Source organism: Acidobacteriota bacterium (genome assembly GCA_019347945.1).
Taxonomy (GTDB): Bacteria; Acidobacteriota; Thermoanaerobaculia; order Gp7-AA8; family JAHWKK01; genus JAHWKK01.
This window is the reverse complement of the sequence record JAHWKK010000003.1, coordinates 126,726-153,163: the sequence shown is the minus strand read 5'-3', so window position 1 is coordinate 153,163 and position 26,438 is coordinate 126,726. Positions and strand designations below refer to the sequence as shown.

Annotated in this window: 30 protein-coding genes and 1 tRNA gene; 16 read left to right on the top strand and 15 right to left on the bottom strand. The window is 63.8% G+C overall.

Going from position 1 to position 26,438, the window contains the following annotated elements:
• Positions 1-139: 139 nt before the first annotated feature.
• Entirely contained in the window at positions 140-337 is a 198-nt protein-coding gene (locus KY459_03265) for a hypothetical protein (protein MBW3563724.1), read from the bottom strand.
• A gap of 218 nt (positions 338-555) precedes the next feature.
• Here KY459_03265 and KY459_03260 point away from each other — a divergent pair, with 218 nt between their 5' ends.
• From KY459_03260 to KY459_03225, 8 genes are all read left to right on the top strand, one after another.
• Positions 556-1,152 carry a hypothetical protein gene (locus tag KY459_03260; protein MBW3563723.1) on the top strand — a complete coding sequence of 199 codons (597 nt, stop codon included), beginning with the start codon at positions 556-558 and terminating at the stop codon, positions 1,150-1,152.
• 61 nt (positions 1,153-1,213) lie between these two features.
• Positions 1,214-1,519 (top strand): transcriptional regulator, encoded by a 306-nt coding sequence (locus tag KY459_03255; GenBank protein MBW3563722.1) that lies wholly within the window; start codon positions 1,214-1,216, stop codon positions 1,517-1,519.
• A gap of 34 nt (positions 1,520-1,553) precedes the next feature.
• Positions 1,554-2,324 carry a di-trans,poly-cis-decaprenylcistransferase gene (locus tag KY459_03250; protein MBW3563721.1) on the top strand — a complete coding sequence of 257 codons (771 nt, stop codon included), beginning with the start codon at positions 1,554-1,556 and terminating at the stop codon, positions 2,322-2,324.
• A complete protein-coding gene (locus tag KY459_03245; protein ID MBW3563720.1) occupies positions 2,321-3,475 on the top strand; it encodes an NAD(P)/FAD-dependent oxidoreductase in 1,155 nt (384 codons plus the stop codon). The genes KY459_03250 and KY459_03245 overlap by 4 nt, the downstream gene beginning before the upstream one ends.
• Before the next feature lie 104 nt (positions 3,476-3,579).
• Positions 3,580-4,155: a YdeI/OmpD-associated family protein gene (locus tag KY459_03240; protein MBW3563719.1), complete on the top strand. Its 576-nt coding sequence runs from the start codon at positions 3,580-3,582 to the stop codon at positions 4,153-4,155.
• 116 nt (positions 4,156-4,271) lie between these two features.
• Positions 4,272-4,901, top strand: a complete 630-nt coding sequence (locus KY459_03235) for an RNA polymerase sigma factor (GenBank protein MBW3563718.1) — start codon at positions 4,272-4,274, stop codon at positions 4,899-4,901.
• Positions 4,898-5,422, top strand: a complete 525-nt coding sequence (locus KY459_03230; protein MBW3563717.1) for a hypothetical protein — start codon at positions 4,898-4,900, stop codon at positions 5,420-5,422. The genes KY459_03235 and KY459_03230 overlap by 4 nt, the downstream gene beginning before the upstream one ends.
• A gap of 1 nt (position 5,423) precedes the next feature.
• Positions 5,424-6,086 (top strand): hypothetical protein, encoded by a 663-nt coding sequence (locus KY459_03225; protein ID MBW3563716.1) that lies wholly within the window; start codon positions 5,424-5,426, stop codon positions 6,084-6,086.
• 145 nt (positions 6,087-6,231) lie between these two features.
• Here the strand turns inward: KY459_03225 and KY459_03220 are convergent, their stop codons facing one another.
• The 7 genes from KY459_03220 to KY459_03190 all read right to left on the bottom strand — a co-directional run bounded on the left by KY459_03220 (position 6,232) and on the right by KY459_03190 (position 10,170).
• Positions 6,232-7,080, bottom strand: a complete 849-nt coding sequence (locus KY459_03220) for a hypothetical protein (GenBank protein ID MBW3563715.1) — start codon at positions 7,078-7,080, stop codon at positions 6,232-6,234.
• A 261-nt stretch (positions 7,081-7,341) separates the two neighbouring features.
• Positions 7,342-7,611, bottom strand: a complete 270-nt coding sequence (locus KY459_03215; protein MBW3563714.1) for a hypothetical protein — start codon at positions 7,609-7,611, stop codon at positions 7,342-7,344.
• 32 nt (positions 7,612-7,643) lie between these two features.
• Positions 7,644-7,856, bottom strand: coding sequence for a hypothetical protein (locus KY459_03210; protein ID MBW3563713.1), 213 nt, complete (start codon positions 7,854-7,856; stop codon positions 7,644-7,646).
• 189 nt (positions 7,857-8,045) lie between these two features.
• Positions 8,046-8,336, bottom strand: a complete 291-nt coding sequence (locus tag KY459_03205) for a hypothetical protein (GenBank protein ID MBW3563712.1) — start codon at positions 8,334-8,336, stop codon at positions 8,046-8,048.
• Positions 8,337-8,410: 74 nt separating this feature from the next.
• Positions 8,411-8,487 (bottom strand) — tRNA-Met (locus KY459_03200).
• Positions 8,488-9,249, bottom strand: coding sequence for a hypothetical protein (locus KY459_03195; protein ID MBW3563711.1), 762 nt, complete (start codon positions 9,247-9,249; stop codon positions 8,488-8,490).
• A 180-nt stretch (positions 9,250-9,429) separates the two neighbouring features.
• The gene (locus KY459_03190; GenBank protein MBW3563710.1) at positions 9,430-10,170 is read right to left on the bottom strand and encodes a class I SAM-dependent methyltransferase; all 741 of its coding nucleotides are present in this window, start codon (positions 10,168-10,170) and stop codon (positions 9,430-9,432) included.
• Between the two features lie 142 nt (positions 10,171-10,312).
• Between KY459_03190 and KY459_03185 the strand changes: the two genes are divergently transcribed.
• The 7 genes from KY459_03185 (at position 10,313) to KY459_03155 (ending at position 16,093) form a co-directional block, all read left to right on the top strand.
• A complete protein-coding gene (locus tag KY459_03185; protein ID MBW3563709.1) occupies positions 10,313-10,570 on the top strand; it encodes a translation initiation factor in 258 nt (85 codons plus the stop codon).
• Positions 10,567-11,628 carry a hypothetical protein gene (locus tag KY459_03180; protein ID MBW3563708.1) on the top strand — a complete coding sequence of 354 codons (1,062 nt, stop codon included), beginning with the start codon at positions 10,567-10,569 and terminating at the stop codon, positions 11,626-11,628. The genes KY459_03185 and KY459_03180 overlap by 4 nt, the downstream gene beginning before the upstream one ends.
• A gap of 45 nt (positions 11,629-11,673) precedes the next feature.
• A complete protein-coding gene (locus KY459_03175; protein ID MBW3563707.1) occupies positions 11,674-12,795 on the top strand; it encodes a Gfo/Idh/MocA family oxidoreductase in 1,122 nt (373 codons plus the stop codon).
• A gap of 63 nt (positions 12,796-12,858) precedes the next feature.
• The gene (locus KY459_03170) at positions 12,859-13,587 is read left to right on the top strand and encodes a hypothetical protein (GenBank protein ID MBW3563706.1); all 729 of its coding nucleotides are present in this window, start codon (positions 12,859-12,861) and stop codon (positions 13,585-13,587) included.
• 13 nt (positions 13,588-13,600) lie between these two features.
• Positions 13,601-15,286, top strand: a complete 1,686-nt coding sequence (locus KY459_03165; protein ID MBW3563705.1) for a serine hydrolase — start codon at positions 13,601-13,603, stop codon at positions 15,284-15,286.
• A 16-nt stretch (positions 15,287-15,302) separates the two neighbouring features.
• Positions 15,303-15,581: a hypothetical protein gene (locus KY459_03160; protein ID MBW3563704.1), complete on the top strand. Its 279-nt coding sequence runs from the start codon at positions 15,303-15,305 to the stop codon at positions 15,579-15,581.
• Positions 15,566-16,093: a hypothetical protein gene (locus KY459_03155; GenBank protein MBW3563703.1), complete on the top strand. Its 528-nt coding sequence runs from the start codon at positions 15,566-15,568 to the stop codon at positions 16,091-16,093. Before KY459_03160 ends, KY459_03155 begins: the two co-directional genes overlap by 16 nt.
• 24 nt (positions 16,094-16,117) lie before the next feature.
• On the opposite strand, the gene KY459_03150 is transcribed toward KY459_03155, so the two are convergent.
• Positions 16,118-17,656 carry a M20/M25/M40 family metallo-hydrolase gene (locus KY459_03150; GenBank protein MBW3563702.1) on the bottom strand — a complete coding sequence of 513 codons (1,539 nt, stop codon included), beginning with the start codon at positions 17,654-17,656 and terminating at the stop codon, positions 16,118-16,120.
• Positions 17,657-17,728: 72 nt separating this feature from the next.
• Positions 17,729-18,685 carry a hypothetical protein gene (locus tag KY459_03145; protein ID MBW3563701.1) on the bottom strand — a complete coding sequence of 319 codons (957 nt, stop codon included), beginning with the start codon at positions 18,683-18,685 and terminating at the stop codon, positions 17,729-17,731.
• Between the two features lie 379 nt (positions 18,686-19,064).
• Here KY459_03145 and KY459_03140 point away from each other — a divergent pair, with 379 nt between their 5' ends.
• Positions 19,065-19,706 carry a DUF2459 domain-containing protein gene (locus KY459_03140; protein ID MBW3563700.1) on the top strand — a complete coding sequence of 214 codons (642 nt, stop codon included), beginning with the start codon at positions 19,065-19,067 and terminating at the stop codon, positions 19,704-19,706.
• 43 nt (positions 19,707-19,749) lie between these two features.
• On the opposite strand, the gene KY459_03135 is transcribed toward KY459_03140, so the two are convergent.
• From KY459_03135 to trkA, 5 genes are all read right to left on the bottom strand, one after another.
• Positions 19,750-21,951: a hypothetical protein gene (locus tag KY459_03135; GenBank protein MBW3563699.1), complete on the bottom strand. Its 2,202-nt coding sequence runs from the start codon at positions 21,949-21,951 to the stop codon at positions 19,750-19,752.
• Positions 21,952-22,029: 78 nt separating this feature from the next.
• Entirely contained in the window at positions 22,030-23,343 is a 1,314-nt protein-coding gene (locus KY459_03130) for a magnesium transporter (GenBank protein MBW3563698.1), read from the bottom strand.
• Complete coding sequence (locus tag KY459_03125) at positions 23,340-24,200, bottom strand: hypothetical protein (GenBank protein ID MBW3563697.1); 861 nt, start codon at positions 24,198-24,200, stop codon at positions 23,340-23,342. The genes KY459_03130 and KY459_03125 overlap by 4 nt, the downstream gene beginning before the upstream one ends.
• Complete coding sequence (locus KY459_03120) at positions 24,193-25,011, bottom strand: hypothetical protein (GenBank protein ID MBW3563696.1); 819 nt, start codon at positions 25,009-25,011, stop codon at positions 24,193-24,195. The genes KY459_03125 and KY459_03120 overlap by 8 nt, the downstream gene beginning before the upstream one ends.
• A 71-nt stretch (positions 25,012-25,082) precedes the next feature.
• Entirely contained in the window at positions 25,083-26,438 is a 1,356-nt protein-coding gene (trkA, locus tag KY459_03115) for a Trk system potassium transporter TrkA (protein MBW3563695.1), read from the bottom strand.

Below are 26,438 nucleotides of genomic sequence, written 5' to 3'. Positions count from 1 at the left end.
GATTCTACACGGCGGGAGTGTCGGGACACGGAACGCTACACTCAATCCCTGTCGACAGGAGGTAACCCGGGACCTCTACCAATCCTCGACCGAAGCACGCAACGCGACGAAGGCATCAGACTGGGGTCAGCAGGTGCTCTTATTCTTCTGCCAACGGTTCATCGTATTCCTGCCTCGGAATCCTGCCGGCTTTGACCACGGCCTCTATTTGCTGCAGCGCGGAGATGTCATCGGACGGATCTGAGGTGAGTATCACGAGATCCGCCGTCTTGCCCGGCTCAACCGAGATCCGCAGTCTTGCCCGGCTCAACGGTGCCGTGCGTATCTTCGATGCCACCAGGCGTGCGTTTGTGTCAGTTCATTGCATTGAATGTACTAACGATTTGATGAAATGTACTGTTTATTGCTGGCGGCGCGTTTCGAATCGAAATCTACCCTGATTGAAGGCGCCTCTAGTCTCGCCTTCGGCTGGAGCAAACCAGAGTTTCTGCCGCACGTGACTTTATCACTCAAAGTACTTGACACTATGCGAACGACACCCTATCTTTATCCTCAATGAACCGTCGCACCGACGAGCCCCCGAGCATCTACGAGCACGCGGCCGAGAACCTCGTCTTCATCCGCGATGCGATGGAGCGCGCCGGCTCGTTCACGGCCGTTCCGGGCTGGGGTGGCGTGATCATGGGACTCACCGGACTCGCCGCCGCGATCGTCGCCGCGGGACAGGAAACCCCGCAGGCGTGGCTCGCCACCTGGCTCGTGGCGGCGGGGGTCGCACTCGCCGTCGGTCTGGTCGCGGTGATGCTCAAGGCGCGCGACGCCGGCGTGCCGTTCTTTTCGCGCCCCGCGCGCCAGTTCGCTCTCAGCTTTTCCCCCGCCATTCTCGCCGGAGCGCTCCTCACCGCGGTGCTCGCCCGCGCCGGGCTTCATTCGCTCCTTCCAGGGGTGTGGCTTCTCCTCTACGGCGCAGCCGTCGTCGCCGGCGGTACATTCTCCGTCCGGATCATCCCGCTGATGGGACTTCTCTTCCTCTTTCTCGGAACGATCGCCCTCTTCAGCTCTCCCCTCGTCGGCAATTTATGCCTCGGAGTCGGATTCGGGGCTCTCCACATCGTTTTCGGAGCGATCATCGCGAGGAGGTACGGTGGCTAGAAAGGCAGCGAAAACGAAACCGGGTACGACGGATACGGGGCTCGTTGCGATCGAGGGCGCGGTGGAAAGGACGACCGAGCTCGACCGCCTCATTCACGACCGGCTCCGGCTCGGAATTCTCAGCGCTCTCGCCGTCAACGAGAGCCTCAGCTTCACCGAGCTCAGAGACCTTCTCAATACCTCCGACGGCAACCTCAGCGTTCACGCCCGTAAACTCGAAGACGCCGATTACCTCGCCTGCCGCAAGTCGTTTCGGGGAAGAGTCCCGCACACCGACTACCGGCTCACCGCCAAAGGTCGCCGGGCGCTCCAGCGCTACCTCGACCACATGGAAGCGCTGATCGCCGCCACCCGCGCAGGAAGCTGATCATGCGAGGGCACCCGACAGAACATTGGTGGCAATGACTTTGCAATATAAAGTACTTGGAGATGCAGTCATGTACCGTATGCACGTCGCCATCATCATGGATGGAAACGGCCGCTGGGCCGAAGAGCGCGGCTGGCCGCGAACACGAGGACATCGCGCCGGCGCCGAGGCCGTCCGCCGGACAGTCGAATCGGCGCCTGGCCTCGGAATCGCCACGCTCACTCTCTACGCCTTCTCTTCCGACAACTGGCGCCGGCCCGCTCGGGAAGTCGCCGTTCTGATGGCGCTCTTCCGCACCTTCCTCGAGGCGGAAACTCCGAACTGCCGGCGCGAAGGAGTGCGACTCAGCGTGATCGGGAGGCGCGACCGGCTTCCATCGTCGCTGGTCGCCACGATCGAAGAGGCGGAGTCGGCGACCGAAGCAGGAGACGTTCTCCACCTTCGTCTTGCCGTCGATTACTCCGCGCGGGATGCGATCGTCCGGGCGGCCGGGCTCGCCGCGGGAGAAGCGCTGACCCGTGATCGCTTTCACCGGCTTCTCGCGCAGTCGCAGCATGGCGATGCCGGCACGCCCGACGTCGATCTGCTCATCCGGACCGGCCGGGAACAGAGGCTGAGCGATTTTCTGCTGTGGGAGAGCGCCTACGCGGAGCTCCTCTTCTCCGAGGTCCTCTGGCCGGATTTCACTGGCGAAGACCTTCGCGACGCGGTCGAGACGTTTCACGGGCGGAACCGCCGGTTCGGCGGGTTGCCCGGGCCAGCACGCATCGACGCCCCGATCTCCGCGGAGGCGGCGCTATCGTGAAACGGTACGACGTCACCGTGATCGGCGCCGGACTTGCGGGGTTGCAGTGCGCCCGACATCTCGCCGCGGAAGGAGTATCGGTCCTTCTCGTCGAGAGGAAAGCCAACGTCCGAACCGCGGTCCGCACGACCGGAATCTTCGTCCGGAAGTCGTTCGAAGATTTCGATCTGCCGGAAGGATCGCTGGGACCCGTCGTTCGACGGGTGGTGCTTCACTCTCCCGCGGGGCGAGAACAGACGCTCGAGAGCTCGGTCCCGGAGTTCCGGATCGGGCGGATGGAGACGATCTACACCGGCATGCTGAGGGAGGCGACCAGGAACGGGGCGGAGTGGCGACCCTCGACGTCGTTCATCGGCGTCGATCGCGCGCCGGACGGGGGGACGATCGTGTGGTTACGAGGTGCGCACGGGGTCGAGAAGGTGGCGACCCGGTTCATCGTCGGTGCGGACGGGGCACGATCGAGAGTCGCCGCCGCTCTCGGACTCAGCCGCAATGACGAGCTCATCGTCGGCGTCGAAGAGGTGCTGCACGGCGTCGGCGGCACGCGAACGCCCGCGCTCCACTGCTTTCTCGATCCCCGACTCGCTCCCGGCTACATCGGCTGGCTTGCCGACGACGGGCAGGAGGTCCACGTCGGCGTGGGTGGATACGCGAGCTCGTTCGATCCCGGCGCCGCGCTGATCGCGCTCCGCAGCAGGATCGGCGGCATCTGCGATCTGGAGAGCGGGCGGGTCGTCGAGCGTCGGGGCGGCCTCATCCCGGTCGGCGGCATCCTTCCGCGGATCTCATGCGAGCGCGGACTCGTGATCGGTGACTCCGCCGGTGCAGTCTCACCGCTTACGGCGGGAGGCCTCGACGGAGCGATGCGTCTCTCCCGATACGCCGCAGAGGTCCTCACCCTGGCGGTGAAGCAGAGCTCCCCGAAATCGCTTTCGCTTTACCCCGGCCGGGGACTCGGAACACGATTCATTTCGCGGCGATGGATGCGGCGGGCGATCGCCGCGGTGAGGTCGCCGCTGCTGGTCGAGCTCGGCTGCGCACTCCTCCGCACGCGGCCGCTCAGCGAGCTCACACGGCACGTCTTCTTCGGACGGGGATCCTTTCCCGAGCCCGATCGCCGACCGCTGAATCAATGGCGCTCCGCCGGCTGAGCTCACAAGAAGCGCCAGGAAATCACGAATTCGCGAAATCCCCGGGATCCCCGGGGAGACCGAGAGATCTGCCCATTCGATAAGATTTCCTCCCGGTGCCGCAGATCTCCGCCCTCACTTTCTTCGACTCGCCCGCCGCGTTCCGCCGCTGGCTTTCGAAGCACCACGGCGAGCGGGAGGAGCTGTGGGTCGGTTTCGACAGGAAGGAGTCCGGCAGGGCGAGTATCACCTGGCCGGAGTCGGTCGACGAGGCACTCTGTTTCGGCTGGATTGACGGCGTCCGGAAGAAGGTCGACGACGAGTCCTACGCCATCCGCTTCACTCCCCGCCGCCCGGGCAGCATCTGGAGCAGACGCAACATCGACCGCTACCAGAAGCTGGACGAGGAGGGCCGTGTCGAGCCTCCGGGCCGGGAGGCGTACGAGGCGCGCCGCGAAGACAAGTCCGGAATTTACTCCTATGAAGAGCGGCCCGAGATCCTCCCCTCCGAATATCAATCACAGTTGAAGCGGAACGACGCCGCATGGAAGTTCTATCAGTCGCAGCCTCCCTGGTACCGGCGCGCCGTCAACTCCTGGATTCTCAGCGCAAAACGGGACGCGACCCGCCAGCGCCGGCTCGACCAGCTCATCACCGACTCGGCGACCGGCCGAAGAGTCCCGCCCCTGAGACGGGATTGAGCGGCCTCGAGACGCGTCGAGTGACACATCGGGGGCAGGATCGGGCAGAATGACTCCCGGTACCCGCCGGTTCTGGCGCTTGGACGGTCTCGGGCGCCGAACCGTATCAGGTACGCATGGGGGCGACAGTCTACAAATTCACGATGAACGAGTACGAAAGTCCGGATGCGGGCGAAGTCGATGACCGGAAGCTCGTCGAGCGGGCCGTTGCCGGTGACTCCGCCGCCTTCGAAGACCTCGTACGCCTGAAAAGCCCCCGGGTCCTCGCGCATTGCCGCAGAATGATCGCCGACCGGGAGGAAGCCCGCGACATCGCCCAGCTCGTCTTCATCCGGCTCTGGGAGAAGCTCGACACCTACGATTCCTCATGGCAGTTCGACACCTGGCTCTACCGGGTCGTCAGCAACGTCACGATCGACTTCCTCCGCAGCCGCCAGACCCGCGACAACGCGGTCAACTCGCCGCTCCGGCTCGTCCGCGACTCCTCCCGCCCCAGCCAGACGGTCAACCTCCAGCACGCAGAGGTCGACTCGATCTTCGCCGAATGCTCCAAAGCCCTCACACCGCTCCAGAAGCAGGTGTTCGTCATGCGCGAGATCGAGCAGATGACCTCCCCCGAGGTCGCCGAGATCCTCGGTTGTCGCGAGTCGACCGTGCGCAACCATCTCTTCAACGCCCGGAAGACGCTCCAGAGGGAGCTCGCCACGAAGTATCCGGAGTACGCGCGCGAAGGAGGACGCTCATGAACTGCACCGACTTTCTCGCCGGCATCGACACCGCGATGACGACCTCCGGTGGGCGCGCCCACGCGCGGTCTTGTGCCGATTGCGCGGCGGCCGCGATCGCGACCGACAGCATCAACCTCTTCCGGACAATCGAGAAGACTCCTGCAGTCCCGAAAAGCGAGTTCGACGAGTTCGTCGCGGACGTCGTCGGTGAGATCCGGCTGCGGGAGACGGAAAAGACGGTCGAGGAACCGGCCGAGACTCCCCGATGGGTCGGGCTCGCGATGGTCGCCGCAATTCTCGCCGCGATCGCCGGCGGCCTGTTCATTCAGGACCGTAACGTGGTGGCGACGGCTCCGCTCGAAGCATCAATCCCGGCGGATGCGACGGCACCGGCAAACGCCGAGACTTTTTCTTCCACGCTCCCCGTCGTCGAGGGGTATTCGAACAACAACGCGATGATCGTCGAGCTCCCGGCGGAAACGACCGATGACATCAGAATCGTCATGATTTTCGACGAGACACTTCCGCAGGACCTTTGACATGAAGAAACTGACCCTCACGACGACACTCATCCTTTTGACGCTGGCCTGGACCGGCGCCGCGCAGGAATCGATCTCGGCTCGATCTTTCACCCTGAAGCACAAGAGTCCCGAGGCTGCGGCGGCTGTCGTGAAATCGCTGATGACTGCGGAGGGATCGTTCTCTATTCAGCCGGGCAAAGAGTCGCTGGTGATCACCGACCGGAAGGACGTCCTCGAGCGGATCGCGGCCGTCATCGAAGAGTTTGACGCGCCTCCGCGGCTCTACTCGATCGAGCTCGTTCTCGTTTCGGCAGGTCGTGAAACTTCTCCGCAGGCGGTTCCGCGCGAGCTTCGCGAGTTGAGCGAAAAGCTGTCGGGCGTCCTCCGGTTCAACAGTTTCCGGAGGATCGGCGGGTCGACGGTGACCGGACGTGAGGGTGACTCATCGGTGCTGACCTTCGACGGGCATCGTGCGGCATTCGACTTCGGCGAGTACGATCCGGTTTCCGGAAGCCTCCGGATCGAACAGTTCCGGCTCGACCGTGTCGATGGCGACGCGGAGGGGCGGACGCTGCTCGAGACCTCGCTCAATCTGCGGGTCGGCCAGACGGTAGTGCTCGGTGCCGCACGCCAGCCGGATGCCGGTCGCGCGCTGATGATCGTCGTTCGCGCCCGCGAATAGACGCGGTCGATCCCGGTCGCCACCAGTTTTCGTCCACTGGCCTTTCGGGGGGCTGGAGCCCCCCGAGAGTCGGCTCTGGAGAGCCGACCCCCATTCGACAAGAGGGGGGCGGGGCTCCAGCCCCCGCAAGCATGTCCGCGAAGAATCATGCACCCGGACGGATCCGATAGTGCAGCGTCAGCACTGGCATCCCGAGAAAGCGCACCGTGTGGTCGCAACGGACCAGATCCTCGGAATCGATATACAGATGGAATCGCTCACGGAGTGTCGGAACCCGCCAGATCCGAAGCCGGTCCCCCGCCTGCTGCACCCGATAGAAGCCCGCATCACCGAAGTAGCTGCCAGCCGAGATCAGCCTGAGCTCCGCACCCTCATTCTCCGGCCGCAGCAGGACCGTGGCGTTGCCTCGCGGCATCGGAAAGACGACTTTGACGCAGGGCTGGTCCCCTGCGGGGATCGGCTGGATCATGTAGAAGCCGGTGTAGATCGCGCGATCGAGCCGAACGAGTCGCCGGTACCATCCCGTATACCGCACCTTTCCCTTTTCGTCCCGCAGGAGGATGATCTCGCTCGTCATCCCGCGTGCGGTGTCGAGTCCATCGAGCGGGAAGTTGAGCTGATCGACCCGCGCGCTGATCGTCGTCACGAGCAGCCAGAGCGCGATGCGAGCGGGAAAGTGCGTCGTTGCCCAGGTGTCGAGCTGGTACGAAGCGGTGTTCTCGTAAAAATCGCGGATTCGCCAATCGACCTGATCCGGATCGAAGCTTTTGCTCCGAAGCGTCTCCAGGTCCGGAATCAGCCCCCCTCGCCGGGCCGCGCGCTCGAGCGTCAGATTTTCGTCCCTCGCGATCTTCTCGTATGGCCGGTCACCGATCTGTTCCTCCCCCATCGGACCGACGAGCCATTCGACCTGATCCCGCCGATGACGCCGCCCGAAGATGAAGATCAGCGTGTAGATGAACAGCTCACCCAGCCTTCCGATCACCGTCCGCATCCGGCGATTCTAATCCGCCTCTCCGATCATCTCCGGCTCTGGCAGTTCACCCCCGGTCAGTCTGGTGGAGATTCGCGGCTACGACTCACTCGCAGGCGGTCTCGGCTCCCGTCAGGTAGCCGATGATCTCGTTCGAGAGCGCGGTGGCCGGCGGCGGAGTCCCCCTCGGTCGAAAGGTTATGGCAGCTCTGACTGAGATCCGGCCGGAGGTCGAGGCGTGGGCGCCAGGAAGCGCTCACGCTTGAAAACCGGCGGCGCCGTTCACCGCCGGCGGACTGCCGGCCTTCGATCGTTCAGGAACAGCGACCGCATGAAGATCCTGGGAACACCGCCTGCCTCTTCATCGATCCTCTCGTAAAGGAGATAAGTGGTTCCCTCCACCACGACGAGCTGGGGAGACGTTTCGGGAAGAGGCGAGCTCGCCAGTGCCGTCACCGGGCCCGGCGAACCGCTCTGTTCGATCAACCGACCAACCAGGTCTCCCTCCTGTTCCCACACGACGATCGCGGCATCTCCGAGCGCCGAGGCCACTGCCTGCGAGTTTTCGGGAATCGGTCCGAGCTCTAAGGATTCACCTGGTTCTGCGCACCGACGCGCTCCATGGTGACAAGGCCGCTCGCGACGAGTCGGTCGAGCTCCCTGCGGACGGCGCCCGATCCCGCTTCGCCCAGGTCGATCACCTCTTTCTGAAGGAAGGCTCTGTCGGGCTGTCCGAAAAGGAGCGACAGAACGCGCTGCTGGGTCCGGGTGAACAGCGCATTTCCCAGCCCAGCCATCCCTCTCCGGGTTCTTCGCTGAGTGCCCATATTGGGCATTCTAATGCCCGAACTGGGCAGCTCACAAGCAGAGCCGGCTTTCCTCTCCCGCATCCGCGGCAACCTCCGCCTGGTGAACCAGATCGCCATCGATCTGATTGCGGATGTTTCCTTTGAGAACGATCTTTCTTGCGAGGTGACAACAACGAGTTACTTGGCGAAGAGGTCTTCGGCTCGACGTCGGAAGCTCGACCAGTCCTCGTCTGGCCGGAGGTGCTCGGAGATCCGCGAGATCCAGTTCAGGGTCAGCGCCTCGTCGTACTTCTTCGGGGCGTCGGCGTGCGCGGCGAGGCGCCGGATCCCGATGCTGATCCGCTCGCGGGCTCCGTCGGGGTCATCGCGGAGCAGCGTCCAGGCAAAACGGATATGGGTCTCGTGATCGAAAGCCGCGGGATCGATCGTCAGCGATTCGACGGCGTCGACGAGCTCATGTTCGATCATCGCATCAGCTCCTTTTCAGCGGACAAAGAAAAAGGCCGCCGAGATTTTCATCTCGGCGGCCTGAAGAATTGATTTGGTTGCGGGGGCAGGATTTGAACCTGCGACCTTTGGGTTATGAGCCCAACGAGCTACCGGACTGCTCCACCCCGCGTCACTGCCGTGCGCATTTCTCCACGCCCGGGACTTTTGACAACGAGGTCCTCCCGGACACTATTCCGCCGTGTCGGGTGGAAACGCCGGGCCTCTTCAGTCGTGATTTCAACCTTCTGCACCGACCGTAAGTGGATTGGGATGGACCCCGCGGATTCAATGGTTTCGCCCGCCCGCGGTCTACGATTGCGGCGAGTGCTCGTGAGTCTGATGCGCGGAGCTTCCGTAGCCTCTCAGCTCGTCGTACTTTCGAATCTGCTCCGGCGTCAGGATCTCCTTCATCCGGAGATGTGCTTTGAGATGAGCGGCGCAGCTCTCCCCTCAGCTTCGCGATCCCGCTCGTGAGCTGTTCAAGCGTCGCATCGTCGATGTGGCCGTGCCGGAAGCGTCGGGCGAGCATCGTCTCCTGCTCGATGATCTGCCGCCCGAGATCGAGCGCCGTCGCCCGCATCGAGTCGAACAGGCGGCTGGTTCGCGCCTCCTGCTCGTCGGTCAGTGCGAGCTCGTCGCTCATGTCGATCACATGAAGCGGTCCGGGATAACTGTTGAGCTCCGCCGGCCGCGCGAGGCCCATCCCCGCTCCGATGCGAAGCTCCTCGATCTCAGCGGTCGAAAGCCCCGACTCCGGATCGTAGGCCTCCGAGGCGTAGGATGAATGATGCGCACCACCCGCGGCGGCGTGCGGGGCGGTGGTGCCGTGTGAACATCCCAGAGTTGCGAGCGAGAGAGCGAGAAGGAAGAGAAGCGAACCGTTCCCTATCATTTTCGAAACCTCCGCGAGGATCGTAGGCCCGGGAAGGTGTTGCCGTGGAAATTCGATACTGAATGGTGACTGGTGGGGCCGGAGGGGAACGATCACCCGACATGCGCGTTACGTCGCCGGTTGGAAACCGGCGCTACCTTGGCCAAAGCCCGCGCTACGTCGGCGGGCAACCGGCAACGATCAGCCGGCGGTGCCGGTGTACTCGCTGTTGAAAAAGAATTCGAGGTGGCGCTTCGCTTCCGAGAATCCAGCATCCCGGAGCGCTCCGACGATCGTCTCCGGCGGAACGCACTGCTCCGTCGTGTCCCAGTAGTATTCGAGCATCTTCCGCACGCGCTCGTCCCCGCTTCGGATCCTCGCAATCAGCGGAATCACACGCTTCATGTGGATCTCAAGCAGCTTCCGCGCGATCCAGCCCTCTGGAGGAGTCACCTCCAGAATCAGAACGCGGCCACCGGGCCGAAGCACTCGATGAATCTCTTCGAAGGTCGTCCGGAGATCGGAGAAATGCCGCATGGCGAAGCCCACCGACACCATGTCGAATGACGCGTCGCGGAACGGCAGACTTCCGCCGGTCGCCTGCACCGGCGCGACGATCCGCTTCCGCTTCACTTCCATCAGCATTCCCGCGCTGAGATCCGCGCCGATGATCTCGAGTCCCTCCGCCGCATCCCTCGCCGCGGCCGCGACTGCACCTGTCCCGGTCGCCAGGTCGAGAAGCCGCATTCCCGGCTCGAGCCCCGCGCGAAGCAACGCCTTCGACCGGTACCACGAGCCCGTTCCGAGCGCGAGAATCCCCGTCGAGAAGTCGTACCAGCGGGCCGTGGAGTCGAAGATCTCCCGCACGAATCCGGGGCGCTCCCCCGGAGAATCGTAGTAACGCTCCAGATCGGGATGGGGCGCAATCGGTGGTTTCGTCATCGTCGGCGCCATTGTAGTCCGGGTGAGAGGAGAGGGGCGGGAGTTGAGCGCGAGTTAAAATCAGACCGTGTCCGGTCGCAACTCCAAACTGATCTACACGACCGATCCGGCCGAGGCGAGACGGCTTCGCGAATCGGGAGAGATGCCCGAGGGTACCGACGTTCCCGCCGGGAAACAGACGATCCGCATCTCGCTCGACCGCAAACGGCGGCGCGGTAAAACGGTCACCGTCGCCAGCGGCTTCGAGCTCACGCCGGCCACTCTCGAAAATCTCGCGAAGGAGCTCAAGAAGCGCTGCGGAGCCGGCGGAAAGGCGGCCGGGGGCGAGATCGAGATCCAGGGAGATCACGTCGAATCAATCCGCGAGACGCTCCGCTCGAAAGGTTTCCGGGTCGCGTGACCGCCGTCAGCACGGGAGATGCATTCCATCGCCTCGTGATCAGATCCCTCGCTCTCCACTTCATCGCCGCCAGCCTTCTGATCGGGACCGGCTGCATGCACTCCGCGGATCGGGACGCAACCGACCCGCTCCTTCCGGAACGGCCTCCCAACGTCGCTCACATCGAAGGAGTCGTCACCGATGCCCGGGGCGTCGTCGTTACCGGATCACGGGTGACGCTGCGGCGCGCGGATGCCGGCTGTTCCTCCCCGACCGATCCGATCACTGTCACGAGCGGCTGGAACGGAGAATTCGAAGCAACCCTGGCCGGCGGCGCCGGACCCGCATTCCTCGGATGTGTCGTGATCGACGCGGCCGCCGGAAACGTCGAGCAGCGGCAGTCGGTGCCGGTTTTCTTTTCGAGCGCGGAAACGGATCGCAACCGTGCCGAAGTCCGCATCCAGCTTCCACGCGCCTCGGTCCCGATCAACTCGGAGGCGGAACGGATCGTCGGGCTGCTCGGGAGGGCCGTCAATTCGATGGATCGCTCGGCGGTCGACGAGCTCGCTCTCTACGTACCGGGGCTCTCCGAGACGCTCTGGCCCGCGATCGACGCCCACCGCCGCATCCTCGGCCACATCGAGCGGATCTCCTACGCCGGAGGAGAGCCCCGACGGTCGAACTGGACACTTCACGGCGTCGGCGGAACCACCCTTTCCGCGACTCTGATCACCGGGGACCTCACGCTTCTCCACTCCCCCGTGCTCGACTACACGGCGCGCGCCGATTCGCGCGTTCGTGTGATTCTGGCTGCCGCCGTCGCCAACGACACCGAGCGGATGCAGCGAGCGCTGACGGCGGACGACGAGGACGTCTCCCGCACGACCGCCGACGAGGTCATCGCCGCGATCCGGAGTCGATTCGACCCATCGACGGTTTCCGCGGCACTGATCGGGGTGGACGAGACCACCGCAACACTCCGATACCGGCTCTCCGGCCTCGCGCCCGACGGAACCCCGGCCGAAGAAGAGCTGCTGCTCGGTTTCGGCGACGGGCTGGTCGGATTCAGGGGCTTCTGACGATCGGCACGCGCATGGCAGACGGAGATGCCTCAGAGTGAGCTCATGACTGCAAGCTCGTCAAAGCGCAAGGTACGGTACGCGGTGGCCGGTCTCGGGCACATCGCACAGGTTGCGGTGCTCCCGGCGTTCGAGCACGCGAAGAAAAACTCGGCGCTCGCGGCGCTCGTTTCGAGCGACTCCCGCAAGCTCCGGAAGCTCGGCCGGAAGTACGGCGTCGACCACCTCGCTTCGTATGACGAGTACGACGCGCTGCTCGAGAGCGGGGAGATCGACGCCGTCTACATCGCTCTGCCGAACTCGATGCACAGGGAGTTCTCGGTCCGCGCTGCGAATGCCGGCATCCACGTCCTCTGCGAGAAGCCGATGGCGGTCACCTCCTCGGAATGCCGGGCGATGATCCGAGCTGCGGAGAAGAACGACGTCAGACTCATGATTGCCTACCGGCTCCACTTCGAGCGCGCGAACATGCGCGCGGCGGAGGTCGTCGCTTCCGGAAAGATCGGCGAATCGAAGATCTTCACGTCCGCGTTCACGATGAACGTTCGCGAGGGAGACGTCCGTCTCAGGCGGGATCTCGGCGGCGGGCCGGCAAACGACATCGGCATCTACTGCATCAATGCCGCGCGGTATCTTTTTCGGGACGAACCGGTCGAGGTGAGCGCGATCGCGGAATCGGCGGATGATTCGCGCTTCGATGAGGTACCGGAAATGATCGCCGCGACGCTCCGCTTCCCCCGCTCGCGTCTCGCGTCGTTCACGATCAGCTTCGGCGCGGCGAGCACCGGCTCGTATCGGCTCATCGGAACGAAAGGGGATCTGCGCCTCGATCCGGCCTACGCCTACGCGGGCGAGCTGCGACATGAACTGACTGTGGGGAAGAGTACGAAGGAAACGACCTATGCGAAACGCGATCAGTTCGCCCCCGAGATCCTCCACTTCTCGAGCTGTGTTCTCGACGGGAGCCGTCCCGAGCCTTCCGGATACGAAGGATTGATCGACGTGCAGATCATCGAGGGAATCGAGAAGTCGATCCGGTCGAACGGGCGGGCGATCGGGCTGAAGCTCGACGAACCGAAAGACCGCCCCGACATCTCCCAGCAGATCCGCCGGGCACCGGTCGAGGAGCCGGAAACGATCAAGGCAAAGTCGCCGAAGAAGAACTGAGCTCGCCCGGACGCGGATAACTCTTCCTCTCCGCTCGCGTCTGATCAAGGGAAGGTCCACATCATGAGAAACGCACTGGCATTCGCAATCGCGATCGGCACGGCGCTTCCGGCGTCTGCCGATACTCTCGATCTCGTCCGGTCGAAGCTCGAGGCAATGCCGGCGACCACGCCGGTTTCCGGAGCGCTCGACTTCCGGGTCGTGGGAACGACTGAGGACCGGCCGGCCGAGGATGGGCGAACGCGGGCGCATGTGACGGCCGATGCGAGCGGTCTCTCGATCCGGCATCCTCTTTCGGCGCTCGAGGACGCGAAGGCGGAGGCGCTGGATCCGAACCCGGACCGCAACCGTCCCGCCATTCGTGCGCTCCGAAGCATCGAGGCGTCGGAGGTGGCCGAGATCGTCGATTACGCTCCCTATCTGCTGAGCGACCTGACGGGGGCGAAGATCACGAATGAAAGCGTCACCCGGTTAAACGGGCGCGAGGTGAGGCTTCTCGAGATCGAGCTTCCGGTACGCCTCTCGGAGGAGGCAAGAAAGCGAATCAGGAGCTCCGAGGCATCGATGAAGTTGTGGATCGGCCCCGACCACGTACCAATCGCTTCGGAACAGAGCTCGACCGCCCGGGGTCGGTTTCTCCTGATCAGCTTCCAGGGCACGCGCCAGGAATCGAGAACGTTTACACGATCGGGAAATCGCCTCGTCGTCACCCGGCTGGAAACTCACACCGAAGGTTCCGGGCTCGGTAAGAGTGCGGGCGAAAGCCGCTGGGCGACTTTCCAGCTGGACTGATTCCGAAATGATCATGAAGGTCCCATCCGCCATCCTCACCGGACTCATTTTTCTGACCGTCGCCTGCGGATCGGACGAGAAGGCCGCGCCATCCGCGAAACGAGATGCGGGGTTCGAAGCGGGTGCGCCGAAGCTCATGGAGCGCGCTCAGGTCCCCGGAATGGCGGTGGCCGTCGTGCGTGATGGAAAGGTTTCGAGCTGGAGCTCGGGCTATGCGAATACCGACAGCGGAGAGACGATCACCGGATCGACGATCTTCGAAGCCGCATCGCTGGGCAAACCGGTCTTCGCGATGCTCGTCATGACGCTCGTGGAGGAGGGTGTGATCGAGCTCGACCAGTCTCTCGCGAGTTACATGCCCCAACCGTACTTCGCTGATCCGAGGGCCAGGAACGTGACTCCCCGAATGGTTCTGAGCCATCGCAGCGGACTGCCCAACTGGCGTCCTCGAGGAGAACCGCTCGCCCTTCTGTACGATCCTGACTCCCGTTTCAGCTACTCCGGCGAGGGGTACGTCTATCTTCAGAAGGCGATCGAAACAGCCACGGGAGAGTCGCTCGAACAACTCGCGTCGCGGCTCGTTTTCAAGCCGCTCGGCATGAGCGCCACCAGCTTCACCTGGAAAGAGGAGTACGACGCGACCAAGGCCTTCGGTCACGACGAAACGGGACGCGTGCAGGATCGGAGGAAGCCTGGACAGGCGCTCGCCGCCGCCACCTTGCATACGACCGCGACGGATCTCGGCAGGTTCCTGCTCGGAATGTTTGAGCGAACGACCATTTCTGAAGAATCGGTGCACGCGATGCTGAGCACCGCGTCAACCGTTCCCTCGAACTGCGCCGTCTGCAATCCCTCCGTGGATCCGGGACCCGACAGCGAAGATCTCTCCTGGGGGCTCGGCTACGGACTGCTCGAGAATCCGTCCCACCGGTATTTCTGGCACTGGGGAGACAACGGCGACTTCAAGGCGTATCTGTTCGGCGACGACGCCAATGACACCGGAGTCGCAATCCTGACCAACGGATCGGGTGGCCTCGCGATCGCGGGCGACATCGCCGCAGAGGCCCTCGGAGATCAGGCGCCGCTGCGGCCTCTCGAATGGCTCAGTTACGAACGATGGGATTCACCTCGAAAGGTCGCTCTTCACGAGATCCTCACCAGCGGCGAGGACCGGTTTCCGACCCTCGATGACTCTGCTCTCGACGAAAAGGCCCTCAATTCTCTCGGCTATTCTCTGTTGCGGGCGGACCGCTACAACGCAGCGAAACATGTGTTCCGTCTCGCGACCGAGCGCCATCCGGAGTCTTCAAACGCATGGGATTCGTTCGGCGAGTCGCTTGCGATGTCCGGCCGGCGTGCCGATGCAATTGAGGCGTACGAAAAGTCTCTCGATCTGGCACCCGACTCCCGGAATGGAAAGCTGATGCTCGAGAGGCTGCAAAGCGGTCTACCGCTCTCGAAGGACGTCCTCCCCACGGTTGCGGGAACCTACGACCTCGGCGACGATCTCGTCGTCATCAGCATCGCCGGCGAAGGACTCGTGGCAAATGGCTCGACGATGAAAGATGTGCCGTTGATCGCGATCCGTTCCGACCGGTTCATCGCCGGCGACCAGAATGTCGCCTTCGCAATCGACGAAGAGAGGGGGACGATCATGAGGATCCAGAACGGCAGAGTCACTCACGGCAGGAAACGCTGACCGGTAGAATTGGGCGGTGGACATCAGCACATTTCCGGGAGGCGAGCTGATCGGAAAGGGTTTGAGAGATCTCGACTCGGGCATCGTCTCGAACGAGTCGCTGCTGGTGATGATCGGGGCGGCGAGACTGCGTGCAATCGGTCTGGACGTCGGCGAGAAGCTGACTGATCATCCCGAGCGCAATCTTTACGAACGGCTGGTCGAAAGTGATGGAGACGGAGCCCACTCGAGTTACAACGCACTGATCCGGAGACTCGTGAGCTTCGAGAGGGCGGCGGAATGCGCGAGCCGATAGATCGTGCAAGTCTCGAGGCATTCATGAGCGAGCTCGGGCGAACCTCCCGCTCGCATGCCCAGATTTATTTCACCGGTGGCGCGACCGCTGTGCTGCACGGCTGGAGGGAATCCACCATCGACATCGATCTTCACGTCGAGAACGAGTCGGATGACGTGCTCCGACGGATAGCAGCATTGAAGGACGAGATCTGCGTCAACGTCGAGCTCGCCGCTCCTCACCACTTCCTTCCCCCTTTACCGCACTGGAAGTCCCGGTCGGAGTCGATTGGACGTTTCGGCTCGATCGATTTCTTTCACTACGATTACGACTCGCAGGCGCTCGCCAAGATCGAGCGGGGTCACGATCGCGATCTCGTCGACGCCGGAGAGATGGCCCGGCGCGGACTGATCGAGCCCGTTCGTCTACTTCGCTGGCTCTCGGAGATCGAAGACCAGTTCCACCGCTACCCCGCGGTCGATCTGCCATCGCTGAGGCGGCGTGTCGAGGCCTTCGTCGAGTCCGCGACGTAATCCTGAAACCTCACGATCCCACCGCTACTCCATCGTGAGGATCGCGGCCGCCAGATCGATGCCGTACCAGAGGTTCGCCAGGCGGAGATTCTCGTCGTCGCCGTGCTGATTGTTGTCGTGGTTCGCGATCGGAACGATCGCCAGCGGTACGTCGAAACGTTCAGTGAAGAGATACAGCGGAAGAGATCCGCCGAGGCCCGGGACGAGGATGACCGGCTCGCCGGCGGCTCGTTCCGCGGCCCTCGAGAGATCTGCAACGATCGGATCGTTCATGTCGGTCCGTGCGGCAACGTAACCGCGACTACGAGTCACCTTCGCGATCCGCTCGTGCGCGAGCCTCGTCTCCATCGCCGGATCTTCCCGAACGATGTGGTAACCCTGGCTGCGGATGTGCGCCTCGACGAGATTCATCATCTCGTCCGGCTCGTTCCCCTTCACGAGCCTGATGTCGATCGCGGCGGTCGCCGTCGACGGAATGACATTTCGCGCTGCGTCGCCGACGTTCGCGCTCTCGAGCCCTCGTATGTTGAGCGAGGGAAGGAGGAGTCGCTGTTTGAGCGGCGTGTTCCCTCCCTCCGTGCGGACGAGGCCGAGCTCCCGCCGCAACGATTCATCCGGATCGGGGACGCTCGCGAGAGCAGCCGCTTCCGCTTCACCGACCGGCACGACCGTGTCGTAGAAGCCGGCAATCGTGACGTTCCCCTCATCGTCCTTCATGCTCGCGAGAAGCCGGGCGAGCATCATTGCCGGGTTCGGTGCCCAGTTGCCGTAGTGGCCGCTGTGGAGTTGGCGGCTGGCGCCGTAGAGGGTGATCTCCATTCCGGTGACGCCGCGAACGCCGAAGACGAGCTGGGGACGCCGGCTCTGATGAACCGGGCCGTCGAAGATCAGCCAGGCGTCGATCCCGTCGAGGCGATCGGCGTAACGATCGAGATACTCACCGAGATGCGGAGAGCCGGCTTCTTCCTCTCCCTCGAAGAAAAAGACGAGGTTCGAGGTGCGTCCGATGCCCGCATTTCCGAGCGCGTCGAGCGCCGCGAGAAGCGCGGGAATGGGGGCCTTGTCGTCACCGGCGGCGCGCGCGTAAATCCGCCACTCCGGGTCGACGGGCTCCCCTGCCGCAGGAAATGGAATCGGCGAGCCTCCATCCTCCATCGAAGCGGTGTAGAGGGTCGGCGTCCAGGGGTCGTTGGTCCACCGGGAGGGCTCGGCCGGCTGACCGTCGTAGTGGACGTAGATGCCGAGCGTCCTGGTGGCGCCGGGCGCTTCGAGCCGTCCGAAAACGATCGGCGGAGCGCCGTCGAGGGTAAGAAGCTCCATCGTCGCTCCCCGTCGTGCGAACAGATCCCGGATGACCGCAGCGTTCCGCCGGATGTTTTCCGCATCCGATGCGACGTTGGGAATCGCGAGAAGCGAAGCGTAGTCCTCGAGGATGCGCGCCGCGTGCGCCCCACGCCAACCGCGTGCGGCTTCCACCGGATCGGTCGCCTGCTCCTGCGCGTGGATCGCGGATGGCGACGTGAGGACAATCAGGATCAGGCAAAGACTCGAGCTCCGGCGCATGAGAATCCTCCATCTCCTCAGAATATCAGCCGCCGGGAACATTCCGAACCGGCTTTGCAAGGGCATTACGTCTCATTGTCCCGGCAGCCAGTGCGGCGGCCCGTCCATGTAGATGGGCACCACGGCATGGAAGCTCGCGAAGAAGAGAACCGAGGAGACCAGAAGGAAGAGGAGGGTTCCCAGGGCGGCGGGGACGACCTGCCATCCGGCCGGCTTCCATCCGGCGGTCGCGGCAACTGCCAGACCCTGAAGCAGAAAGAACGCGGTCTGGTAGCCCTCAACTCTTCCGATCGCGATGCTGAAGATGTACTCGTGCGCGATGCCGGAAACAGCGAACGCGGCCAATACGGCGGTTGTCCGTGAGCCGAACCGGCGCACGGGTCTGAAGACGTCCTCGAAAAGGAACTGACTGATGTTCCGGTTATAGCGGTTCCAGAAGTCGGCCGGCGTCCGCGCCCGCCACAGCGACATCGTGAAGTCCCGGGACTGAACGCCGGCGAGTCGAAGGGTGTGGATGATGAAGCCGAAGCTCGCGGTATAGCCGACAAAAATGACGAGCGCCTTGAGCGCGTGCTCCAGTGCGAACGGATAATCGGTCCACTCGACCATCCGCAGTCCGGCAACCGCGGCGAGCGCTGCCGCGATGACGATCGAGACCCGAAGGAGGCGTAATCCGTTTTCGCGCTGCGTCGGTCGCGGTTCCAGGTGGAGCTTCCGCAACACGAGTGTGAGAAGGTTCGGAAGCCAGCGCAGATAGGTTCGAAGATCCGGGACGCCGCCGTATCCGGCGCCGACATGGACGTCGAACATCTTGAAAAAGACGAACACCGCGATCATTGCGACGAGCGCGCGGGCGAGCGTCTCGCTCGCTGGAATCGCGAGCGGAGACAGAAGAATCGGAATTGCGAGGAGGATGAGGACGCCCAGGCGTGCGTACCTTCCGAGACGGATCACCGGGAAAAAAGCGGCGGCCGCAATAAACGTCATGCCCAGCGCGAGCGCGATGCCCGGAAGCAGATGATCAATCATTTCAGCGGACAGGATGACGACGTCCGATGGAGGGACGCCCGGGGCGGAGAAGTGTCTGGCAAAGCGTCAATTGCGGCGTCTGGTCCATCGTAATATTGCGGCATTCGAAACCATCCCGAGCGCGCGGTCGGGCGGTGGGCGAGGAGCCTGCCCTGAGGGGCGAGGGGTGGGGGGAACCGAAGGGATCTCTCATGGAAGTACAGTCATACCAAGCGGAGCGATGACCGTACTGCCAGTTCATTGGAAGCCGGAGCGGATTGCTTCGAGGATGAATCTGACCACTTCCCGCTCGGATGCTCATGCCCGGATTGTAGATGACGAAGCGGGTTGCATCGAGACTCGAGCCGCAAAGGTGCGATTCTTGCCTGACCATCGCTTGATGTCGAAACGCCACGGCTTTCTGCTGCTGGCAGCATCCGTGATCTGCGCGGCGGCGATGATCATCGCCACGGCGTCGTGTACGACGACGATTCGTCCTCCCGCGCATCCCGAGACACCGGCGACGGTCTATCTGCTCGAGCACGGTAAGAGCTCTTCACTCGTCCTGCCCGGAAATGACGATCATGCTTCGCGATGGGCGTTCGGCGACTGGCGTTACTACGCACTGAACCAGACGAGCTGGAGGAACGCCCTGATCGCTGTGCTGTGGCCGACGAGGTCGGCGCTCGGCCGCCAGATGATCGAGCCGGCTCCGGAAACGACCGAAGAAGTTCTGCGGCGGATCGGAATCGGTGTCCGAAAAATTTTGCCGATCACGGTCGAGCGGGAAGCAGCGGTGCGACTCGAACGGCGCCTCCAGGATCTCTTCAATGCCAATCGAGACTCGCGTCTTTTCAACCCGTCTCCCCGTCTCGAGTTCGTCGACTACCCGGAGCCCTACACGCTGATCAACAGCTCGAACCGAAAGGTCGCCGCCTGGCTGCGGGAGCTCGGATGCGAGGTCAGCGGTGTGGCGCTTCAGTCGCGCTGGCAGGTCGTGGAGAGCGAGAGCTCGAGCGAAACGCCGGAGCCCCGTCCGTAGCGGCGGGACCGCAGCACGCGCATCGCCTCGCGACCGGCGCAGCTCAGCGTCTCTGCACCCCGCGGCGACGCGGTCCCGGCGGCTCGTACAACGTATCGAGTATGGCTCGCCCGCCTGTCGCCAGCGGAATCGCCTCGTGCAGAAGCCGGCGCCGGTAATGAAGATCGTCGACTTTCGCTGGCGAGAGACCCTCGAGATCGCGCACGAGCAGCACGAAATACGTCGAGAACCGCTTACGGCTTCGATCGTGATCCGGCGAGCGCTCTCCCATCGATTCGACCAGCTGATCGATCGAAACGTCGCGGCGCGTTCCGTTCACGACGATCCCGTCCGGCGGGTAATAGGCGTCCCCGAGTCGCGGGTCCGACTCCGCGATGTAGAACCACGGCTCGACCTCGTCCGCCCGGGCGAGACCCATAAGGTAGAGCTCATGCCACGAGTAGCCATAGGATGCGAGCTCTTCCCTCGCCATGAACGTCCCATCGCCCCGGTCCTCGAACCAGGAGCCGCCCATCGCGGACGAGTTTCGCGATCCTCGAACGTCGAAGGCCGCGGGCGTGTGGACGAACTGCGCGGGATGTGCTCCCGTGGGATTGAGCGAATGCGTCGATTCGCCATTCTCCGTAATTTCGAAAAAGTAGAGCCAGCGATGTCCGAACTCGTGATTGAGCACGTGCGTCGAGAGCTCGTCGGTCGTGTTGTAGCGGTACCCGAGACGGCTCATGTGAAGGAGCGCCGGAGACAGCGGGGCGTAGCTGCCGTACCCGCCCCTCGACGCAACGCCGTCGACACCGGGATTTCCAACGGTCGAGTACGCCCCGGCGTACAGGACGAGGTCCGTGAAGAAATCCTGATAGATGGCGAGCGCGTCCGTGTCGAAGGCTCTGAGCCCATACTCCCGGGCGACCAGATCCCATACCGCGTACGGGTCCATGTCGGGAAGCGTGAAGGACTCGACGATCGGTCTTCGGGCCGACCGCCCCGAAGCCGCGCCGAGATCCAGCTCGAAGGAATCCTCCGAGTATCCGTGCGCGTACGTTCCGTTGACCGAGTCGACGCTTCGGCCGGCCGCGGTATCCCAGATCCAGGCATTGAGACCGATCGAATCTCCCCGCTCGAGATCGCGGTCGTTCACGAAGAAACGGATCGAGCTCGATTCGATCCGGAGGCTTCCCGGATTCGAGATCCAGCCTCTTCCCGGAAGAAGCATCCATCGCGCGTCGCGCGTCAGATGGACAACGATCCGGCTCGTGTTACCGGCTCTCGTTTCGATCGCATACTGGACGAACTCGCCCGGTGCGATCGAGCTCATCCGAACATCGCCCTGAAGTTCGATCCGGACTTCCAGCAGATCGGAGCCATCGAGTCGCTCGATCACCACTCTGCTGAAATCCTGATCCGGACGCGTAGGCGGGCCGTCTTGGAGGACATCCTCGACCGTCACGACCGGCTGCCTCGACATCTCCGCCCGGTCGATGCCCGGCGTCACGACCACAGCGCCCCAGCTCACGTCTCTCGCCGACCGCCACGAGAGGGTGATCGTCCCGTCGGCGGATAGGACTGCCTGCACATCGTAGGCAAAGTCGGTCGAATCGGTGCGCCAGGTCACGACGGCCTCTTCGGGCGAGCCGCTGACGTACACGGCCGGCGATACGAACGTCCTGGGAACGGCTCCGAGAAGCAATGGAGAGATGACGGCCTGGTCGATCGCCGCCGCATCGAATGCTTCGTACTGCGTCAGCGCGGCCGGAACCGGAGGCTCGAAATGAATGCCGTTCCGGCTGGTCAGGTAAGCCTGATGATACGTCGTGCCATGGAACGGAAACCCGAAGGGAAGATCGATGCGCCTGCTCGTCACCGACGCGGTGCCGAAGTCGACGAGCAGATCCCCAATATTCTTTTCATAGTCGAGAGGAAGCGTTTCGATGACGTAACCCGAGTCCTCGGGGATGAATCGAACCGAACGACCGGTCAGATCGAGCGGATCGTCATTGACCAGGATCGATTCGTCAGCCTGAACGATGAAGACGCCATCGCGCTCGATGACGCGATCCGGCTGCTCTGCCATCAGCCCGATCCGCGTCGCCATTCGCCACTCGTGACGCTCCTTCAGCGCCTCCGTCATCGCCGGACTCGTTGCGCACCAGCCCTCCTGCGGTGGCGGCGGGGAGATCAAACGCGGCTGGGCGACGGCGGAGACCGACGACGCAAGAACGACAAGGGCGATCCAGACGGGACGTTTCATTCCGAGGTCCTCTTCGTAGAGCAAACCCGCAGTGCGCGTCTCATCCTTCCCGGGCGCCAGATGTGACTCCCGACAGTCTCACTCGACGAGCATTCCGGAGAGGAGTGTTGCCGTGCCGAGGAACGACATGAAGCCGGCGACATCGGTCACGGTCGTGAGGAGGATGGACGACGACTGCGCCGGATCCTGCCCCGCGCGGGTGAGAGCGAGCGGAACCATCGCGCCCGCGACGCACGCGATGGTCATCGAGATGACCATGGAGAGCGCGATGACGAGCGCGAGGCCCTCGCTCCGGCTCCAGACATAGACGCCGGCAGCCGTGACCAATGCGATCGCCACGCCGTTGACCATTCCCACGCGCAGCTCCTTCATCAGAATACGCACCCATTGGCGCAGCCCGATCTCGCGAAGCGCGAGACCGCGCATCGTCACGGCGAGCGCCTGAGCTCCGGCGTTGCCCGACTGCCCCGCAACCACCGGCAGGAGCACGGCGAGCGCCGTGAACTGGGCGATGGTCGATTCGAACAGGCCGACGACCGCGGCGGCCAGGAAAGCGGTCACGAGGTTGATGTTCATCCAGAGCAGTCTCTTCCTCACGGCAAAGCCGACGGAAGAGAGTGCCCGCTCCTCTTTCCCGACACCGACCATCGTCTGCAGGTCGGCACTCGTCGACTCCTGAAGTGCCCGCATCAGCTCATTCGCGCGAATCACCCCGAGGAGTCTGTTGTGGACGTCGAGTACCGGGAGCTCGTCGATCCATTGCCGCTCGAGCAGCTCGACGATGGTCTCCCTCGGGTCGATTGCCGAGACCGCGGCCCCCGGCGGATGAGCGAGCTCCTCGAGCCGCGTTTCCGGATCCGCCAGCGCAATGTCCTGAATGTCCACGACCGCATGAAAGCGTTGCGCGTCGTCCAGAAGAAAGACGGCTTTCTGCTGATGGCGGGAGCCGGCTCGCATCCGGGAGAGCACTTCGCCCGCGGTCGCCTCGCCGTGGTACGCCAGGACCCGCGCATCCATAAGGGCGCCCGCCCGGTCGGGAGAATACTCGATCATGCGAAGGAGATCGTCGGCGACATTCTGGCCCAACAGCTCCAGATAGTGTTTGCGGTCGTCCTCGTCCATCCGACGAAGTGCCGATGCCGCCCACCCGGGATCGAGCTCCCGCAGCAGCCCGGCAGCCGTCTCCTCGGGAAGGGCCCGAAGCAGCGGATCGGCCACAGCCGGCGCAAGATGGTTCCAGACCGCGAGCAGGACGTGAAGCGGCTCGCGCGCGAGTACCGGCGCCGCAACTTCGGGCTCGAGCTTCTCGATTTCCCGCGCCGCTTCGCGCGGATAATCCCGGAGAAAGCGGTGGGTGAACGCTTCAATGGCGGGTGCGGCCTGAACGGTCACTTCGTCTGCTCCTTCGGCGCTGGCTGCGGTGGCCGGGCCGGCGGAAGCATGCCGAGGGCGCTCTCGAGAACCCGCGCCATCCCGAGCCACGAGCCGCCGGCGAGATTGACGAGGCTGTTGCCGGGAGCATCTCTCGAGTCGGTACGCGAGCCGACCAGACCGCGGCGAAGGTCCGAGTGGCGCAGCACACCCACCACGCGGCCCTCGCGCGACAGCACCGGAACCGGATCGGGCTCGTCCCAGACGGAGTGATCGCGGAGCTCGATGAGGTCGGCCCGAGCCTGAACCGGCGCCGGCACTGGCTCGAGAAGAGCGGAGAGCGGCGTCCGCTCAGTCGCCCGCAACAGCGCACCGATGCGCACCTGTCCTTCGAGACGCTGCTCCCGATCGGTCACGAAGACGATCCGCTCGACTTCGCCGTCCTCCTCGCCGAGGCGGGCGAGCGCGCTTCCGACATCTCCCTCTCTCGGAAGCAGCGCCGGCTGCGGGTCCATCCAGGCACCGACGGTGGTAGCGGGATAACCGAGGAGAAGCCGGATGGTGAATGCCAGGCGGCTGGGGAGGAGACCGAGAAGATGATCCCGTTTCGACGCGGGCCATCGCCGCAGATTCGTTGCGGCGATCGCGTGAGGCATTTCTCTCAGAAGCCCCGCTGCCGCCTCGGGATCCACCTCGAGCAGGCAGCGGGACGCCTGAAAGGGCATCATCAGCCCGAGAACCGGACCGCCGAGACGAGCCGGAATCTCCGCGAGGAAGGCCGCCGCGACGTCGACCGGCTGCTCTTCGAGAACGGCCGCGGCAGCATCGGGATGCCGCGCGAGAAAGCCCATGGTCAACTGCTTCGCTCCGTCAGCCATCGGATTCCTCCCGGATGATCATGGTGCACGGCTGTTCGGCAAAGAAGCGGCCGGGGACGGCGAGCTTCCCGTCCACGGTTTCCAGGATGACGCTTCGAGCAGACATCTCGACAATGCGTCCCTCGAGATCTCCCAGCCGGATTTCGTCGCCGAGGCGGTATCGCGCGCGGACATCGCGCACCGCGAGCGAATCTCGAACGAAGGGCCCTGCCCCGATACCGAATGCCAGCGCGACGCCCCCTGCGAGGGCACCGAGAACGATCCCGGCGAGAACGACGATGAACGTGATGTCGAGGCCGATCAGATCGATCGCAACGACTGCGGCCACCGCCCAGACACCCGCCTGTGCCACCCGGGCGAGGAGCGCGCGGTACTCGAGCTTCGACGCAGCACCGAGCGTGAGGTCGCGAACAAAGCGTCCGAGCAGCACGCCCAGAACGACGATCAGGGCCGCCGCGGCAATGGAGGGAAGATGGGCGACGATGCGGGCAAGCCAGTCCGCCACGATCGTGAGCCCCCAGATGTGGATGGCCGCCGTCACGAAGAGCAGCAGAACGACCCAGAAGATGATCGCGCCGATGAGCTTCGCCAGGCGTCCGGGCTCACCCGAGCGGCGCAATGTCTGAGGAAGCCATCGGTGGAGCCCGCCCGACAGGCGGACGACGATCGCGCGCAGCAGCCACGCCAGCAGTACGCCGACGACGAGCACGAGCAGTCCACCCAGCAGCTGCGGCAGATATGTCGTCACGGACTCCAGAAACGTCCTCGAGAGTCTGTTCACGGCCTCACTGAATTCATTGTCAACAGGCATCGGGCTCTCCATCTGATCGCGTTCCGCCGATCAGTTTAGTCAAAACCGCCGTGCCGTCTCCGAGAGCGCGGTCAGGCGAGAAACCGTTCCACTTCGCCGAGAACGTCGCGCAGGGTGACCATGAACAGCTCGTCGCCCGCGCGCAGAACGGTGTCGCCGGATCCGAGAAACATCTGCCCCTCCCGGATCACGGCTCCGACGAGGGATCCTTCCGGGAAAGTGAGCGCGCGCAGCGGCTTCTCGAGGATTTCCCTGTTTTTCGGTTTTTCCGCCACGGTGTACCTGATGATCTCGGCAACCTGTTCGCCGAGCAGCAGCGTCGCTTCGATCCGGCCGCTTCGGACGTAACGGAGAATGGCATCGGTCATGGCCCGTTTTGGACTGATGACCGCATCAATCCCGAGGTTTCCTGCGAGACGCGCATAGGCGGGCTTATCGCAGCGAACGATCACTTTTCTCGCACCGAGGGACTTTGCGAATATACCGATGAGCACCGACTTTTCGGGATCCTTGAGGAGCACGACGACCGCATCGATGCGGCCGCGCTCGATTCGACTTCGCATGAACTCCGGATCGCTTCCGTCGCCCTGAAGCACGAGCGCGTCCGCCAGCACGTGCGAGAGATGCTCGGCACGATCCCCGTCTTTTTCGATGATGGTCGTCTCGTATTCTCTCTCCTCGAGCACACGGGCGAGCGCGAGACCGGTATTGCCACATCCGACGATCAGTACCCGCCGGACGTGGTACCACGGAGTTCCGGAGAGAATCGCGAGCTCGGTCAGGTAGCCCGGAGGCGCCAGGACGAAAGCGCGGTCTGCTGGACGCAGACGGTCGGAGCCGCTCGGGATCCGGCCATCCTCTCCCTGGACTCCGACGACGAGAAATTCACCCGGAAAGTCCTCCCTCAGCTCCTCGAGAGTTTCGTGAACGAGCGGCGAGTCCTCCGACAGCATCATCCCGACCAGCATCAGACGGCCGCCGCCGAGCTCTCGCATCTCCCCGCCGCCGGCGTATTCGAGATCCTCGATGGTGGCGGTGGTGATGGCCTGCTCCGGGCTGATGAGAGCATCGAGTCCCAGATCCTCGGCGCTCAGTGCCAGCTCACCCACCACGTCGCGTGATTCCCGTACTCGAGCGACGACGCGCAGCCGCTCGCTTCCGTACTTGCGAGCGGTCATGCATGCGATGAGATTCACTTCGTCCGTACTCGTTACGGCAAGCAGCAGATCGGCACGCTCGACACCGGCATGCTGCAGAATCGACGAGCTGATCCCTGATCCCTGAACCACCAGTGCATTCAGCGACGAATCGAGTCTGCGAGCGAGCTCTTCGTCGAGCTCGACGACGGCGACCTCGTGTCCCTCCTCGACGAGAAGCCGCGCGATAGTTCTACCGACTTCTCCCGCTCCTACGATGATCACATACAT